Consider the following 15,804-nt stretch of genomic DNA (forward strand, 5'->3'; position numbering starts at 1 on the left):
TACCATGCAACCCGCTACTTTGCGCCGGCGGAATCCAGGGAACCCGCCGCGCGGTCGCACGACTGCCGCGGCGCGCAGCAGAGTCGCAACGAGGAGTGGGCGTGAGCGAGCTGAACTACGATATCGTCAGGGAGAACGAGCCCTCGAGCTGGATGCTGTTTCTTCCCGGCATCTTCGGCCAGGGACGGAACTGGAACAGCGTCGCGCGCCGGGTCGTGCGCCAGCGTCCCGAATGGGGCGCGGCTATGGTCGACCTGCGCATGCACGGCGGCTCACTCGGGTTCGCCCCTCCGCACACGATCGCTGCCGCCGCCAACGACCTCACCGCGCTGGCCGCGCCGCTCGAGGCCACGCCCGCCGTAGTGGTCGGCCACTCCTTCGGCGGCAAGGTGGCGCTCGAGTACCTCCGCCAGCACCCGGACGGACTTCGACAGGTCTGGGTCATCGACTCGACGCCCGAGGCGCGCGAGCCCGGCGGCAGCGCCTGGGCGATGCTGCGCATCCTCCGCTCGTTACCGGACGTCTTCCCCTCCCGCGACGACCTGATCGCCGCACTGGAGCGCAGCGGTGTTGCAACACCCATTGCGCACTGGATGGCCACCAACGTCGTCCATCGTCCCGATGGCTACCGCTGGCGCTTCGATCTGAATGCCATGGAGGAGCTGCTGCGCGACTTCTTTGCGACCGACCTCTGGAAGGTGGTCGATGAGCCGCCGGGGGGCGTGCAGCTCCACGTCGTCAAGGCGTCCGATTCATCCATCCTCACCGCCGAGACCCTCGAGCGGATCGAACGCGCGTCGAGCGGTGGTCGCGTGTTCCTGCACGAGGTCGACGGCGGCCACTGGCTGAACGCCGACAACCCCGACGCCGTCGTCGCCCTGCTCGCACGGCATCTGCCGGACTGACCCGCGTTTTGCAGGAGTCTCGCCCGGCATTTACGTTGGGCGGGTTGTCGGTCCAGACAGGGCCGGACTCTTGCATCTGGGGGCGGTCGTCCGGACGACACCGTCGGCTGAAATCCTGGGAGAACCAATGTGTGGCATTGTCGGCTATATCGGTGAGCGCACGGCTGCGCCGCTGCTGATCGAGGGGCTTCGTCGACTGGAGTACCGGGGGTACGACTCGGCGGGCATCAGTGTGCTCGTGGACGGGAAGCTCGACATCCGCAAGTCGGTGGGAAAGATCTCGGAGCTGGAGAAGCGGCTGGAGAACGGGAGCCAGCCGACCGGCACGATCGGGATCGCGCACACGCGCTGGGCGACGCACGGTGCGCCGACGGAGGTGAACGCACACCCGCACGTGGACGAGAAGTCGGAGTTCGCAGTCGTCCACAACGGCATCATCGAGAACGCGGGCACGCTCCGGCGCAAGCTGGAGGCGATCGGTCACACGTTCACGAGTGAGACGGACACGGAAGTGATCGTCCACCTGATCGAGGAAGCGTACGAGGATTCGCTGGAGGAGGCGGTGCGGGCGGCCCTGCAGCAGGTGGAGGGTGCGTACGGCCTGGCGATCATGAGCAGCCGTGATCCGGACAAGCTGGTCGCGGCGCGCAAGGGCAGTCCGCTGCTGATCGGTGTCGGCGAGGAGAACGACTACTACATCGCGAGCGACGTCGCTGCAGTGCTGGCGCAGACGCGCCAGGTGATCTACCTCGACGACGGCGAGATGGCGGTACTGACGCCGGAGGGCCACCGCACGATGAAGCTGAGCGGCGGCGAGGTGACGAAGGAGATCGCGCACATCCAGTGGGACCTGGACGCCATTGAAAAGGGCGGCCACGACCACTTCATGCTGAAGGAGATCTTCGAGCAGCCGGAGACGCTCCGTCAGACGATGCGGGGTCGGGCGATCGAGAAGGACGGCACGGTCAAGTTCGGCGGGCTGAACATGGAGGACGAGAAGCTCGCTTCCTTCCAGCGCATCATCATCACGGCATGCGGCACCTCGTGGCATTCGGGGCTGATCGGCGAGTACATGCTGGAGGAGTTCGCGCGGATCCCGGTCGACGTCGAGTACGCCTCCGAGTTCCGGTATCGGAACCCGTTTGTCGACGACAGGACGCTGGTGCTCGCGATCAGCCAGTCGGGCGAGACGGCGGACACTTTGGCGGCGATGCGCGAGGCGCGGGAGCGGGGCGCGACGGTGCTGGGGATCATCAACGTCGTAGGGTCCACGATTGCACGCGACGCGCAGGGCGGCATCTACCTGCACGCGGGCCCGGAGATCGGCGTTGCGTCGACCAAGGCGTTCACGAGCCAGGTCATCGCGCTCGCGCTGTTCACGGTGCGCATGGCGCGCATCCGGGGCACCATGACCGCCGAGGAGGGTCGCGAGATTCTGCAGGCGATGGAGCAGCTGCCGGAGAAGGTGGAGCAGGTGCTGGAGCTGAACGACGCGATCCGGGAGCTGGCGCGTACATACAAGGACGCGACGAACTTCCTGTATCTCGGCCGCGGCTACAACTACCCGACGGCGCTCGAGGGCGCGCTGAAGCTGAAGGAGATCAGCTACATCCACGCCGAAGGGCTCCCGGCCGCGGAGATGAAGCATGGTCCGATCGCGCTGATCGACGAGAACATGCCGGTCGTGGTGATCGCTCCGCGCGACGCGGTCTACCAGAAGGTGCTGAGCAACATCCAGGAAGTGAAGGCACGCCACGGCCGCATCATCGCGGTGACGACGGACGGCAACAACGGCGAGCTGTCGGGGATGGTGGATCACCTGATTCCGGTGCCGCCGACGATCGACATGCTGACGCCGGTCCTCACGACGGTGCCGCTGCAGCTCCTGGCCTACCACGTCGCGGTCATGCGTGGCTGCAACGTGGACATGCCGCGCAACCTGGCGAAGTCGGTCACGGTAGAGTAGTGCGAGTCGTCGTGCAGCGGGTCACGCGCGCGGAGGTGCGCGTGGCCGGCGAGGTGGTCGGGAGGATCGATCAGGGGCTGCTGTTGCTTGCCGGCTTCAACGCCAGTGACGACGAGGATACGCTCGCGTGGATGGCGGCCAAGATCCCGTCGCTTCGGATCTTCCGCGCGAGTGACGGCGATTCTTCCTTTGAGCGCTCGCTGGCGGACGTGAACGGCGGGCTGCTCGTCGTCAGCCAGTTCACCCTGTACGGCGATGCCCGCAAGGGGCGGAGACCGAGCTTCATCGAAGCGGCGCCGCCGGCGGAAGCGGAGCGGCTCTACGAGCGTTTCATCGAGCTGCTTCGCGCGCAGACGTCCGGACCGGTCGAGACCGGCCGCTTCGGCACGATGATGGACGTCGAGCTGGTGAACGACGGACCTGTCACACTCCTGCTCGAGCGATGAACCCGCCGCTCGTCCTCGCCTCCCAGTCGCCGCGTCGTGCGCAACTGCTCCGTGCATTGCAGCTGACGTTCGACGTCGCGCCCGCCGACATCGACGAGACGTACGTACCGGGTGAGTCGCCATCCGCGCACGCGGAGCGGCTGGCGCGCGAGAAGGCGCTGACCGTTGCCCGGCAGCGGCCGGACGCACTCGTGGTCGGCAGCGACACGGTCGTGGTGGTCGACGGCATGGTGCTCGGCAAGCCGGGCGACGCCCGCGATGCCGTCGCGATGCTGATGCAGCTGCAGGGCAGGGCGCACGGCGTCGAGACCGGTATCGCGATAGCATACGAAGGGGAGCGTGTCGTCTCTGCAGTGGAGCGGGTGCATGTCGTGTTCCGGTCGTTCGACGAGCAGACTGCGAGCGACTATGTTGCGACCGGGGAGCCGATGGACAAGGCCGGGGCGTACGGCATCCAGGGGTTCGGCTCAACGCTGGTCGAGCGTATCGAAGGCGATTTCTTCGCGGTGATGGGCCTGCCCGTGGTCCGGATGCTGGGCCTGCTCGATCAGCTTGGCTGGCGCTATGCGTTCGGCGGGCTGCGGCGCGTCGCGGCCGCGGGTGTGGACGACCGGGAGGACGCATGAAGGCGGTGCTCGCGATCGACCAGGGGACAACGGGCTCGACCTGCCTGATCATCGATGAGGCGGGCCACGTTCGTGCGCGCGCCTACTCGGAGTTCCAGCAGCACTACCCGCGACCCGGCTGGGTCGAGCACGACCCGGACGAGATCTGGCGGGTGACGGCTCAGCAGGCACGTGTGGCGCTGGAAACGGGTCGTCGCGAGAAGCTCGACGTCGTCGGAATCGGGATCACGAACCAGCGCGAAACGACCGTGGTCTGGGACCGGGCCAGCGGCAAGCCGTTGCACCGGGCGATCGTGTGGCAGGACCGGCGCACGGCAGCGCGCTGCCGTGCGCTGAAGCAGGAGGGCAGGGAGGCATGGGTCCGCGAGCGCACCGGCCTGGTGCTCGACCCGTATTTTTCCGGCACCAAGCTCGAGTGGATCCTGGAGAACGTCTCGCTCGCGCGGCGCCGTGCGGATGCCGGTGAGCTGGCGTTCGGCACGATCGACTCCTGGCTGATCTGGAAGCTGACCGGCGGGGCGTCTCACGTCACCGAGCCGACCAACGCATCCCGCACGCTGCTCTACGACGTCGACAGACTGGGGTGGTCAGAGGAGCTGTGCGACCTGTTCGGTGTGCCGCTGAGCGTGCTGCCGGAGGTGCGCTCTTCGAGCGGCGGGTTCGGCGTCGCTGACGGAGCCCATATCGGCGCCGATCTCCCGATCCTTGGTGTGGCAGGCGACCAGCAGGCAGCGTTGTTCGGCCAGGGTTGCGTCACGCCAGGCCTGGCGAAGAACACGTACGGCACCGGCGCCTTCCTGCTGCTCAACACCGGCGACAAGCGCGTCGACTCGAAGAACGGGCTGCTGACGACGGTCGCGTGCGACGCAACGGGGCAACCCGCGTACGCCCTGGAAGGCGCGATCTTCATTGCGGGCGCGGCCGTGCAGTGGCTGCGTGACGAGCTGGGCGTGGTGGAGGACGCGGCCGAGACGGAAGCGCTCGCGCGTTCGCTGCAGTCGAACGACGGCGTCTACCTGGTTCCCGCGTTTGTCGGTCTCGGCGCGCCGCACTGGGAGGCCGAGGCGCGCGGCATGCTCGTAGGGCTGACACGCGGCAGTGGCCGGGCGCACTTCGCACGCGCGGCGCTCGAGTCCATGGCGTATGCGACGTACGATGTGCTGCGCGCCATGGTAGAGGACTCCGGGCTGCTCGCGACCGAGCTGGCAGTGGACGGCGGTGCCACCCGCAACGACTGGCTCGTGCAGTTCCAGGCCGACCTGATCGGCGTTCCCGTACGACGGCCACAGATCGTTGACACGACCGCGATGGGCGCGGCGGGCCTGGCCGGCATCGCGGCGGGTGTGTGGCGGGACGCCCATGCGTTCCGCGAGGCGACGGAGGAGCCGGACGTGTTCACGCCGCGGCTGGATCGCCAGGAGCGGGAAGCACTGCTGCGGGGCTGGCGGCGGGCGGTCAACGCCGCGCTCGCCTGGGCGCGGCACGAAGGATGACGACGTCGCATGCAGACCGCGCTAGTCGCACTCGTGCTCGCGCAGCTGGCGGTGGTGGAACCGTACACCGGAGCGGGTCCCCGAATGCCTGATCCGGCCACGACGCGGTGTGCTCCTGTCGAGTCGGGAGCGCCGGCGAGCGATGTCACCAGACCAATGGGCGCTCACACGCACACGGTATCGACCAGGTGCAGTTCCAGCGCCCGGCGGCCACACGTTCGCGGCATCGTCGGCGATCGCAATCCACGCGACGAGTGGTTCGCAGTGGACAAGGTGCAGCATTTCGCGATGGCTTACGGCACGGCAATGTTCGGGTACGGTATGCTGCGCGGCGCCGGTGCCTCGCACGGCGACGCGCAGGCCGCTGCGCTCGCCGGCTCGCTCGCGGCAGGCCTGGGCAAGGAGCTGTTCGACCAGGCGCGCGGCGGACCGTTCTCCCTGAAGGACCTCACCTGGGACGCACTCGGCACACTCGCCGCGTGGGGACTGCTCTCACTGAACCGCTGAACACCGACGAAGCCCGGAGATCCGTACCGATGGAGACCTTCCTGATGATCGTGATCGGCCTCGTCGCCGTGGCCGCAGTGGCCTACCCGCTTCTGCGCCGCGGCAGCGGCATGGATCCGCATCTCGATCCGGATCCGAGCATGATCGAGGCGACGGACGCCAGGAGTGCCGGTGCGGTCGGGCCGCCGGAGCTGGAGCGGGAGATCACGCAGTACCGGGAGGCACTGCGTGCGGGAACACTCTGCCCGAAGTGCAGCTTCGCGAACTCTGCGACGAGCCGGTTCTGCGCGGAGTGCGGCACGGAGCTGAAGCCGGCCGACGGAGCAGCCGACGGCTCTGCGGAGGCCGCACTGCCGCGGAGCTGACCCGGAGCAGGCGGGCGATCGATTGTCGAGCCACTATGGCCGGTTCAGCGCGGCGAGAATTTCGGTGTCGCGCTCGTAGACGTCGGCATAGAAGTGCAGCTCACCGTGCAGGTCCATCGAGGCGGTCCAGTACAGGATCATGACCGGCAATGGTGCGCGCATCTCGATCGTGCGCGTACGACCGGCCGCGATCGCGCTTTCCAGACTTTCCACCATCCAGGCAGGATCATCGAGCGCGAGCGCGGCGAGCTCCACCGGCCGCTCGATGCGCACACATCCGTGACTGAAGAGCCTTTCTTCCCGGGCGAACAAGCCACGCGCCGGTGTGTCGTGCAGGTACACGTCGAACGGATTCGGGAAGAGCAGCTTGATCCGACCGAGCGCATTGGCCGGCCCGGGGTCCTGGCGGAACACGTAGGGAAAGCTGCGCCCCGTGTAGCTGGCGTACGAGATACTTGCGCGCGGCACCTCCCTGCCGCTCTGCGTGAACACACGGATGCCTTCGCGCGAGAGGTAGCTGGCGTCCCGGCGGATCGAGCTCAGTACCTCCCCATTGATGCTGCGTGGAACCGTCCATGTCGGGTTGAGCTCGACCTGTGTCATTGTGGCCGTGAACACGGGGGTAGTGGTTGCCGTTTTGCCGACGATCGCGCGGGTCTCGAAGACTACCTTCCCCCCATCGAGCACGTAGGCGCGCGCACCCGCGATGTTCACGACGATGAACCGTCGCGGGAGATCACGTGCGATCCAGCGCGCACGTTCCAGGTTCACGCGCACCGCAGCGATGCGATCCTGGACGGGCACGTTCAGCGCGGCGCGCGTGCGCGGCCCGACAATGCCGTCCTCGTTCAAACCATGGCGATGCTGGAACCGGCGGACCGCCGCCTCCAGCTCGGCGTCGAAGAGCGGTGAGCCGGCTGCACTGTCCGTTGAAGTCAGATCACCCGAGAGGCGGAGGCGCGCGCGCAGCAGCGGAACGCGGATGTCGCTCGAGTCACGACGCAACGACGGCCCGGCCGGCAGGAGCTCCCAGCCGCCGCCTGCCTCGATTCCGCGCAACCGGGCCAGCGCATCACGGAGGCCCTGGTAGATGAAGTGCCGGGGACGGAGCGACGCGAGTGTGCCGCTGACGTCGCCGGATGAAACGGTGCGTTGCAGCACGGGAAGCAGCTCATCGGGTCCCGCGGCTGGTGCCGCCGCGCGCGCTTCGGCCGTCGGGCGGCCGCGGCCGTTGCGCAGGTCGCGCGCGAGGCGGACCAGCGCATCCGTGCGCACGAGGTCGAGCAGCGGATCGTCGGTCGCGGATCCGGCGTCGAGCGCACGCACGTGGTAGTGGTCCGGGGTCAGGCCATCGTGCACGGCAGAACGGACTGCGATGCTCAGACTGGCGGCTGCATCCGTGCCCCAGATCGCCACGGTGTCCGACCCGTACAGCGAGAGCAGCTCAGGCGACGGCTCGACGCGCGCACCCTGCACGCGGATCGTGCGGCCCGCGCGCAGCTCCGCCAGGCTGCGCGCCAGCGATGCGGTCTGTGCATCCGCGGGCGCGCCGGGGGAGAAAGCCAGGAACGCGGTCAGGACGAGCGGCGCCTTTGCACCGATCATGGTTCCTCCTGTCACTCCCGTATGCTAAACTGCGGGGACGAGGCTGGTGTCGGGAAACACTGGATACTCCCGCGGAAATGCCGACAGCGAGCGGCGACGAGCGTCAACGGCCGGTTCAGCCATTCGGCCGCCCCGGAACGGAGCGAATCCTTCGGTTCGACCTGTCAACCCGAGGGAGGCCCCATGTCCAGCACGCTCCAGCGCAGCAGCCGTCTACGTCGCACATCGGCATTGCCCGAAGATCAGCCGAAAGGTATATTGCCGGCCGGATCGCTCGACGGCGACCCGGCAGCCCCTGAATCTCCTGGTGAGGATATGGCCACGGTGGAAATCTCGGCGGACAAGCAGAAGGCGCTGAGCGTCGCGATCACGCAGATCGAGCGCAACTACGGCAAGGGCTCGATCATGCGGATGGGCGTGGACGGAGCGCGCACCGCGGTGGAGGCGATCCCGACGGGCGCGCTCAACCTGGACGCGGCGATCGGCATCGGCGGGATCCCGCGCGGCCGCATCACGGAGATCTACGGTCCGGAGTCGAGCGGTAAGACGACGCTGTGTCTGCACGTGATCGCGAACGCGCAGCGAACCGGCGGCGTCGCCGCGTTCATCGACGCGGAGCACGCGCTGGACATCGAGTATGCGCGCAAGCTCGGCGTGGACATCGAGAACCTGCTGGTCAGCCAGCCGGACACGGGCGAGCAGGCGCTGGAGATCGCTGAGCTGCTGATCCGCAGCAACGCGGTGGACGTGGTCGTGATCGACTCGGTCGCGGCGCTGGTGCCGCGGGCGGAGATCGAGGGCGAGATGGGCGACTCGCACGTCGGGTTGCAGGCGCGGCTGATGAGCCAGGCGCTGCGCAAGCTGACGGGCGCGGTGAACCGCTCGCACACGTGCGTGATCTTCACCAACCAGATCCGCGAGAAGATCGGCGTGATGTTCGGCAACCCGGAAACGACGACGGGCGGCCGCGCGCTCAAGTTCTACGCATCGCTGCGCCTGGACATCCGCCGCATCGGCGCGATCAAGGAAGGGCAGGAGCTGACGGGTAACAGGACGCGTGTGAAGATCGTGAAGAACAAGGTCGCGCCGCCCTTCAAGCAGGCCGAGTTCGACGTGATGTACAACGAGGGCATCAGCCATACGGGCCTGCTCGTCGATCTCGGCGTCGAGAACGACATCGTGAACAAGTCCGGCGCGTGGTTCTCCTATGGCGACACGCGTCTGGGCCAGGGTCGCGAGAACGCGAAGCAGTACCTCAAGGACAACCCGGAGACGGCGCAGGAGATCGAGACGCGCGTGCGCGAGGTGCTGAGCATCCGCGGGCCGGGCACGACGAGCGGTGCCAGCTCGGACGACGGCGGGTACGACGACTGACGGACGACTGCGCCGGAATCCGAAGAGGCGGGCCACTGTTGCGGGCTCCGCCTCTTCATCGTTTTCATGGCCCGCCGGCCGTCGGGAGACCACAGCACCTCGGGCGGGCCATCGGTTCCGGGCGGCGCCTCATCGAGGCCGGAAGCCGGCCGGGGCGTGCGCAGGCGACTTCGCCTACCAGACACCCGCGCGGGCGAGGCCGCCCTCTGCAGCCGGCGAGGTCGGCACGGTCGCGGGAGCCCGGGCGCCCGCGACGGCGGAGGGCTCGCCTGAAGATGGAGCGCCGTCGGTCGCTGCTTCGCCGCAGGCGCAGGAGAGCACGGAGGCGAGCCCGATCACCGGTGTCCAGCCAGTGTGCCTCGTCCAGCCTTTCATCGTTCTCTATATTCCCGGGTTCGGTCCGTACACACTGTCCAGACGACGACGCATGAACGCTGCCGACATCCGACGCCGCTTCCTCGAGTACTTCGAGCGCCAGGGCCACGCCATCCGGGCGAGCTCGCCACTCGTGCCGCAGGACGATCCGACGCTGCTCTTCACCAACGCCGGCATGGTGCAGTTCAAGCGCATCTTCCTGGGCGAGGAGACGGTGCCGTTCAACCGCGCGGTGACGTCGCAGAAGTGCCTGCGCGTGAGTGGCAAGCACAACGACCTCGAGGAGGTCGGTGTGACCCGCCGTCACCACACGTTCTTCGAGATGCTCGGCAACTTCTCCTTCGGCGACTACTTCAAGCGGGACGCGATCCGCTTCGCCTGGGAGCTGATCACGGAGGAGTACGGTATTCCGAAGGACCGGCTCTGGGCGACGGTGCACTACACGGACGACGAGGCGGCGAAGCTGTGGGAGGAAGTCGCGGGGCTGCCGCCGCATCGCATCTTCCGGCTGGGCGACAAGGACAACTTCTGGCAGATGGGCGAGACGGGTCCGTGCGGGCCGTGCTCGGAGATTCACTACGACCTGCGCACGGGGTCGGACCTCGGCGCGGAGGTCACCCAGGAGGAGTTCGAGGCGCTCGGCGAGCGCGGCGATATCCTCGAGCTGTGGAACCTGGTGTTCATGCAGTACGACCGTTCGGCCGACGGCACGCTGACGCCGTTGCCGAAGCCGTCGATCGACACGGGTGCGGGGCTCGAGCGGCTGGCCAGCGTGCTGCAGGGCGTCGATTCCAACTACCGGACCGACCTGTTCGTTCCGCTCATCGAGCGGGGCGCCGAGGTCGTCGGCGAGGCGTACGACGCGGACTCGCCGCGGGGCGTGAGCTACCGCGTCCTGGCCGACCACGCGCGTGCCGTCGCGTTCCTCCTGGCGGACGGCGTGTACCCGACGAACGAGGGGCGCGGTTACGTGCTGCGCCGCGTGCTGCGCCGTGCGGTGCGGCATGCCTGGCTGCTCGGCCGGCGCGAGCCGACACTGGTGCACGTGGTCGATCGCGTGGTCGACATCATGGGCGACGCGTACCCGGAGCTGCGCGACCGGCGCGACCACCTGCTGCGCGCCACGCGGGAGGAGGAGGAGCGCTTCCTCTCCACCATCGACAGCGGGATGAGCCGCTTCGACGAGATTGCGCCGGCATTGCCGGAGACCGACTGGTCGGCGATCGAGCAGGGGACGAAGCCGTTCCCGGTCGTCGCAGGACAGGACGTGTTCCGGCTGTACGACACGTTCGGCTTTCCACTCGACCTGACGGAGCTGATCGCGCGCGAGCGGGGTTACCGTCTCGACGAGGAGGGGTTCGAGCGCGCGCTCGAGGAGCAGCGTGAACGCTCGCGGCAGGATCGGCGCGCGGCGGGTGTCGAAGCTGCAGACTCCCTGGCTCATGGCTGGGATGAGCTGGTCGACGCGCCCGCGCAGGAGTTCGTGGGCTACGAGTACACCACGCTCGAGACGGACGTGATCGCGGTGCGGCGGGAGAACGGTCGCGCGGCGCTGCAGCTCGCGCGCAACCCGTTCTACGCCGAGGCGGGCGGCCAGGTCAGCGACCGCGGTGAGGTTCGCGGCGATGGCTGGCGCATGGTGGTCGATGAGGTGCGCCGGGTTGGCGGGCGGGTTGCGGTGATCGGTGACGTCGAGGGCGAGTTCCCGGCGGGAGCATCACCGTTCACGGCGGTCGCCACCGTGGAGCGGCCGTCACGGCTGGACACGCAGCGCAACCACACGGCGACGCACCTGCTGCACGCGGCGCTGCGCGCCGTGCTGGGCGATCACGTCGTGCAGCGCGGCTCCCTCGTGGCGCCGGACCGCCTGCGCTTCGACTTCGCGCACTCGAAGCCGATGACGCCGGCCGAGATCCGCGAGGTGGAGGAGCGTGTGAACGACGCGATCCTGGCGAACCATCCGGTGCGTACCGAGCAGGCGCCGTATCGCGAGGCCGTCGCGCGTGGCGCGATGGCGCTGTTCGGCGAGAAGTATGGTGATGTGGTACGGGTGGTCACGATCCCGGACGTCAGCGTCGAGCTGTGCGGCGGCACGCACGTGAGTCACACGAGCGACATCGGCATGTTCCGGATCGTGAGCGAGAGCGGCGTGGCGGCGGGTATCCGCCGTATCGAGGCGGTCACCGGCCGCGAGGCGTACCGTCGCAGCGTGGAGCGCGACGGGATGCTGGAGCAGGCGGCAGCAATGCTCAAGACGACGCCCGACACGCTGCTGCGTCGTATCGAGCAGCTCACGGAGGAGCAGCGTGATCTGCGTCGCCAGCTCGAGCGGGCACGCACCGCGGGCGCGGGTGACCGCGTCGGCGAGTTGCTGTCCGCTGCGCAGGAGATCGACGGCGTGCGGCTGATCGCCGCGGCCATCGACATTGCCGCGGCCGACGAGCTGCGCGCTCTGGGCGACCAGCTGCGCGAGCGCATGCAGAACGGTGTCGCGATCCTCGCCGGGCGCCAGGACGAGCGCGTGTCGCTGCTCGGCGTGGTGACCGACGACCTGCTGGCCAGGGGCATCCGCGCCGACACGATCGTTCGGGAGGTCGCGAAGGCGGCAGGCGGGTCGGGCGGCGGTCGCCCGCACATGGCGCAGGGCGGCGTCGCCGACGCATCGAAAGTGGATGCGGCGCTCGCCGGTGCGGCCGATGTGCTGCGCTCACAGCTCGCGAAGGCGAAGTGATGAGCATCGACCCGACCGATGTCCCGGTGCCGCTGGCCCGCCGCATGGCGGAGCTGCTCGCGCAGACGGCTCCGCGCGCCCGCGATGACGGGCATGCCGCGAATGGCGGGACGCACGCGTCCGCGGATACACCCGCGCTGTCCACCGGCGCTGATCCGGATACACTTGCCGCGGCCGGCCTGGCCGCGCTGCGTCGTGCGCTCTCTGCGATCAGCACCGAAGAGGCCGCATCGGACCTGCTCGCGGCGGATGCCCTGATCACGCATGCGTGTGCCAGCGCGGCGAGCGACGGCGTACCCGGCGCGCTCGCGCCAGAGCATTTCGTCGCACTGCTGGAGGAGCAGTGAGCACGTCACCCCTTGTCGGCGCGCATCTGCTCGCGCTGGCCGAGGCAGCGCGCGAGACGGTGGAAGCACTGGCGGGGGAGCTGGACGGCATCGTCTCTGACGTGGCGGCCACGTTCGATGCGGGCGGCAAGCTCATGTTCTGCGGCAATGGTGGCTCGGCGGCCGACGCGCAGCACCTCGCGACGGAGTACGTGGTGCGGTTCCGCCGGGAAGGCCGTGCGCTGCCTGCGATCGCGCTCACGACCGACACGTCGCTGCTGACCGCCGCCGCGAACGACATGGGCTTCGTCGAGGTGTTTGCGCGGCAGGTCGAGGCGCTCGGCCGGCCGGGCGATCTGCTCGTTCTGCATTCCACATCCGGCAACTCGCCCAACCTGCTGGCTGCAGCGCGCACCGCGAAGGAAGGGGGCGTGCGCACGATCGCTCTGCTTGCGCGTGGCGGTGGACAGCTCAGGGAGCTGGTGGACCGTGCCGTGGTCCTTCCCCTGGACGACGGCGCGCACGCACAGGAGCTGCAGCTCGCGATCGGACACGCGGTGTGCGACGAGATCGAGCGTCGGCTGCGCGGAGAACAGGCATCGTGAGCACGATCACGTTTCTGCATGACGCGCGTGCGGCCGAGAAGGAGCAGGCGCTGTTCTATCGCGCGCTTGCCGCACTGGCCGAGGAGCGCCGTGACGCGGCACTGTCCGAGCGACTGAACGGGCTGCACGCGGACGAGCAGCATCACCTGTCCCGCCTGACGGCGCGACTGGTGGAGCTGAACGAGCCGCTGGCCGACCTCTCGCTGCTGGAGCCGCCGTCCACGGATCTCGATACCTGGGAGGATTCGGCGCATGCGCGTGAGGCGGACGAGATCGCGCGCTACGAGATGTTGCTCGCCCAGGAGCTGGATGCCGACACGCGTACGATGATCGAGGCCTTCCTGGAAGCGGAGCGCGCCCACGCGCGTGAGCTAGGCGGCAAGTGGATGGACGCGTGAGCCGTACGACACGCCAGCTGCAGGCGCCACGAGCCGTCCACGAGATTGCCGGGAAGCTGCGTCGCCACGGGCACCAGGCCTGGGCGGTGGGTGGTGCGGTGCGCGACGTCGTGCTCGGAGTACCGGCCACGGACTGGGACATCGCGACGAGCGCGCGCCCGCAGGACGTGCGGTCCATCTTCCGGCGGACAGTGCCGATCGGCATCGAGCACGGCACGGTCGGGGTGCTGTGGAAGGACGGCGTGATGTACGAGGTGACGACGTTCCGGAAGGACGTCGAGACTGACGGCCGCCACGCAGTCGTCGCCTTCGCCGACCGCATCGAGGACGACCTCGCGCGCCGAGATTTCACGATCAACGCGCTCGCCTGGGATCCCGCGACCACGGAGCTGTACGATCCGTATGGCGGTCTGAACGACATCGAGGCGCGGGTGATCCGCACGGTCGGTAATGCGAAGGACCGCTTTGCCGAGGACTACCTGCGCGTGCTGCGCGCGCTGCGCTTCGCCGGCCACCTCGATTACACGATCGATGAGGCGACGTGGAGCGCGCTCCAGGCGGCGACGCCGCAGCTGACGCGGCTCAGCGTGGAGCGGGTGCGTGAGGAGCTGACCAAGGTGCTGCAGCAGACGACACGCGCGTCGCGCACGCTCGAGCTGTATCGTGCGTCCTCGGCCCTCGAGGTGCTCTACCCGGAGCTGGCAGCTACCGTCGGCGTGCAGCCGAGCGAGGATGGACCTGACGTGTGGACGCTCTCGCTGGGCGCCGTGGATGCCGTTCCACGACACCGCGTCCGGCTCCGCCTGGCCGCCCTGCTGCACGGGATCGGAATGCCGGCCGCACGCACCAGGAGTCTGCGCGGCGGCTGGAGCTACGTGGGGCACGAGCAGATCGGTGCCAGAAAGACGGGGGAGCTGCTCAGGCGCCTGCGCGCGTCCAACGCGGACATCGAGCACGTCGAAGCGCTGGTGCGTCTGCAGAGTGCACTGTTCCCGCCGGATGCGCCCGACGCCGGCGTGCGGCGCTGGCTGCGCGATGTCGAGCCCCACCGCGTCGGCGACCTGTTCCGGCTGCGCTTCGCGCTCTGGCGTGCCCACCCGGTAGAGCGGGGCGACCGCGATCTTTGCACCCGGTGGCGCCATGCGCACGCAGTGATGCTCGGCAGGCCGGTGCTCACCACCGGCGGGCTGGCCGTCGACGGCGGAGACCTGAAGCGCCTGGGGCTCGAGCCCGGTCCCCGGTTCGGCGAGATCCTCGGTGCCCTTCTCGAGCGCGTCATCGAGGAGCCGGAGCTGAACACCAGGGAGCGGCTGGTCGCGATCATCGAGCAGGAGCTGATCGACCGGTGATCGAGGGACTGCTCTACTCCGTGATCGCGGCGCTCGGCGACGTCCTGGGCGGCGCGCTCGTGACGTTCCGCCGCAACGTCAGCCGGGCTGCGCTCGGCATCCTGGTCGGCTTCGGGGCGGGCTTCATGCTGGCCGTCGCACTGCTCGCCATGCTGCCCGCGGCGATGGACGCCCGGGGCGGTGCGCTCGCCGTCCTGATCGGCTACCTGCTGGTGCACCTCACGCAGCACGTGCTGACGCCGCATTTCCATTACGGCGAAGAGACGCACACCGAGGCCATGGTATCGAAGGGCATCGGGGTCTGGGCGCTGATCGGGCTGCTGCCGCATTCCTTCTTCGACGGTGTCGCGATCGCGAGTGCATTCCTGGGCGGCCACAGCCTGGGCGTACTCGTGTTCACGGCGGTGCTGCTGCACAAGATCCCCACGGGCGTATCGCTGGCAAGCGTCATGCGCGCCAGCGGGAACTCGCGGCGGCGCACCATGCTGGCCGTCGTGCTGATCGCGCTGGCGACCGTGGCGGGTGGGGCAATCACTCCCGGCATGACCCTGCTGGCCGACTACGGACTCGCGGTCGCTGCAGGGGTGACCATCTACGTGGCGGCGTCCAACCTCATTCCGGAATCCCAGCACGAGCACGACTGGAAAGTGCAGGTGGGCGTATTCATCGGCGTCGCCGCATACTGGCTGACGTCCCTGCTGGTGGGGCACGCCCACTGACCGGGCGTGTATCC

At 68.7% G+C, this 15,804-nt stretch carries 15 protein-coding genes; 14 read left to right on the top strand and 1 reads right to left on the bottom strand.

Going from position 1 to position 15,804, the window contains the following annotated elements:
- Positions 1-101: 101 nt before the first annotated feature.
- The 7 genes from VFU06_14050 (at position 102) to VFU06_14080 (ending at position 6,308) form a co-directional block, all read left to right on the top strand.
- Positions 102-905 (top strand): alpha/beta hydrolase, encoded by an 804-nt coding sequence (locus VFU06_14050; GenBank protein HEU5210511.1) that lies wholly within the window; start codon positions 102-104, stop codon positions 903-905.
- Positions 906-1,032: 127 nt separating this feature from the next.
- Positions 1,033-2,871: a glutamine--fructose-6-phosphate transaminase (isomerizing) gene (glmS, locus tag VFU06_14055; GenBank protein ID HEU5210512.1), complete on the top strand. Its 1,839-nt coding sequence runs from the start codon at positions 1,033-1,035 to the stop codon at positions 2,869-2,871.
- On the top strand, positions 2,871-3,317 hold the full coding sequence (dtd, locus tag VFU06_14060) for a D-aminoacyl-tRNA deacylase (protein HEU5210513.1): 447 nt from the start codon (positions 2,871-2,873) through the stop codon (positions 3,315-3,317). The genes glmS and dtd overlap by 1 nt, the downstream gene beginning before the upstream one ends.
- On the top strand, positions 3,314-3,943 hold the full coding sequence (locus VFU06_14065) for a nucleoside triphosphate pyrophosphatase (GenBank protein ID HEU5210514.1): 630 nt from the start codon (positions 3,314-3,316) through the stop codon (positions 3,941-3,943). The genes dtd and VFU06_14065 overlap by 4 nt, the downstream gene beginning before the upstream one ends.
- The gene (gene glpK / locus VFU06_14070) at positions 3,940-5,436 is read left to right on the top strand and encodes a glycerol kinase GlpK (GenBank protein HEU5210515.1); all 1,497 of its coding nucleotides are present in this window, start codon (positions 3,940-3,942) and stop codon (positions 5,434-5,436) included. The genes VFU06_14065 and glpK overlap by 4 nt, the downstream gene beginning before the upstream one ends.
- Positions 5,437-5,724: 288 nt before the next feature.
- A complete protein-coding gene (locus tag VFU06_14075; GenBank protein HEU5210516.1) occupies positions 5,725-5,943 on the top strand; it encodes a hypothetical protein in 219 nt (72 codons plus the stop codon).
- A 29-nt stretch (positions 5,944-5,972) separates the two neighbouring features.
- Positions 5,973-6,308, top strand: coding sequence for a zinc ribbon domain-containing protein (locus VFU06_14080; protein HEU5210517.1), 336 nt, complete (start codon positions 5,973-5,975; stop codon positions 6,306-6,308).
- A gap of 33 nt (positions 6,309-6,341) precedes the next feature.
- On the opposite strand, the gene VFU06_14085 is transcribed toward VFU06_14080, so the two are convergent.
- Positions 6,342-7,913: a L,D-transpeptidase family protein gene (locus VFU06_14085; GenBank protein ID HEU5210518.1), complete on the bottom strand. Its 1,572-nt coding sequence runs from the start codon at positions 7,911-7,913 to the stop codon at positions 6,342-6,344.
- Between the two features lie 315 nt (positions 7,914-8,228).
- Between VFU06_14085 and recA the strand changes: the two genes are divergently transcribed.
- The 7 genes from recA (at position 8,229) to VFU06_14120 (ending at position 15,790) form a co-directional block, all read left to right on the top strand.
- Positions 8,229-9,287, top strand: a complete 1,059-nt coding sequence (recA, locus tag VFU06_14090; GenBank protein ID HEU5210519.1) for a recombinase RecA — start codon at positions 8,229-8,231, stop codon at positions 9,285-9,287.
- A gap of 427 nt (positions 9,288-9,714) precedes the next feature.
- Complete coding sequence (alaS, locus tag VFU06_14095; protein HEU5210520.1) at positions 9,715-12,393, top strand: alanine--tRNA ligase; 2,679 nt, start codon at positions 9,715-9,717, stop codon at positions 12,391-12,393.
- Positions 12,393-12,740, top strand: a complete 348-nt coding sequence (locus VFU06_14100) for a hypothetical protein (GenBank protein ID HEU5210521.1) — start codon at positions 12,393-12,395, stop codon at positions 12,738-12,740. Before alaS ends, VFU06_14100 begins: the two co-directional genes overlap by 1 nt.
- Positions 12,737-13,324: an SIS domain-containing protein gene (locus tag VFU06_14105; GenBank protein ID HEU5210522.1), complete on the top strand. Its 588-nt coding sequence runs from the start codon at positions 12,737-12,739 to the stop codon at positions 13,322-13,324. Before VFU06_14100 ends, VFU06_14105 begins: the two co-directional genes overlap by 4 nt.
- Entirely contained in the window at positions 13,321-13,722 is a 402-nt protein-coding gene (locus VFU06_14110; protein ID HEU5210523.1) for a ferritin family protein, read from the top strand. Before VFU06_14105 ends, VFU06_14110 begins: the two co-directional genes overlap by 4 nt.
- Positions 13,719-15,071, top strand: coding sequence for a CCA tRNA nucleotidyltransferase (locus VFU06_14115; GenBank protein HEU5210524.1), 1,353 nt, complete (start codon positions 13,719-13,721; stop codon positions 15,069-15,071). The genes VFU06_14110 and VFU06_14115 overlap by 4 nt, the downstream gene beginning before the upstream one ends.
- Positions 15,068-15,790, top strand: coding sequence for a ZIP family metal transporter (locus tag VFU06_14120; GenBank protein ID HEU5210525.1), 723 nt, complete (start codon positions 15,068-15,070; stop codon positions 15,788-15,790). The genes VFU06_14115 and VFU06_14120 overlap by 4 nt, the downstream gene beginning before the upstream one ends.
- The last annotated feature ends 14 nt before the right edge of the window (positions 15,791-15,804 follow it).

Source organism: Longimicrobiales bacterium (assembly GCA_035764935.1).
GTDB lineage: Bacteria > Gemmatimonadota > Gemmatimonadetes > Longimicrobiales > RSA9 > DASTYK01.

Excerpts from the sequence above, each read along its gene's own strand:
- glmS (HEU5210512.1), top strand. The coding sequence starts at position 1,033 with ATGTGTGGCATTGTCGGCTATATCGGTGAGCGCACGGCTGCGCCGCTG.
- VFU06_14065 (HEU5210514.1), top strand. The coding sequence starts at position 3,314 with ATGAACCCGCCGCTCGTCCTCGCCTCCCAGTCGCCGCGTCGTGCGCAA.
- glpK (HEU5210515.1), top strand. The coding sequence starts at position 3,940 with ATGAAGGCGGTGCTCGCGATCGACCAGGGGACAACGGGCTCGACCTGC.
- VFU06_14075 (HEU5210516.1), top strand. The coding sequence starts at position 5,725 with ATGGCTTACGGCACGGCAATGTTCGGGTACGGTATGCTGCGCGGCGCC.
- VFU06_14080 (HEU5210517.1), top strand. The coding sequence starts at position 5,973 with ATGGAGACCTTCCTGATGATCGTGATCGGCCTCGTCGCCGTGGCCGCA.
- VFU06_14085 (HEU5210518.1), bottom strand. The coding sequence starts at position 7,913 with ATGATCGGTGCAAAGGCGCCGCTCGTCCTGACCGCGTTCCTGGCTTTC.
- recA (HEU5210519.1), top strand. The coding sequence starts at position 8,229 with ATGGCCACGGTGGAAATCTCGGCGGACAAGCAGAAGGCGCTGAGCGTC.
- alaS (HEU5210520.1), top strand. The coding sequence starts at position 9,715 with ATGAACGCTGCCGACATCCGACGCCGCTTCCTCGAGTACTTCGAGCGC.
- VFU06_14100 (HEU5210521.1), top strand. The coding sequence starts at position 12,393 with ATGAGCATCGACCCGACCGATGTCCCGGTGCCGCTGGCCCGCCGCATG.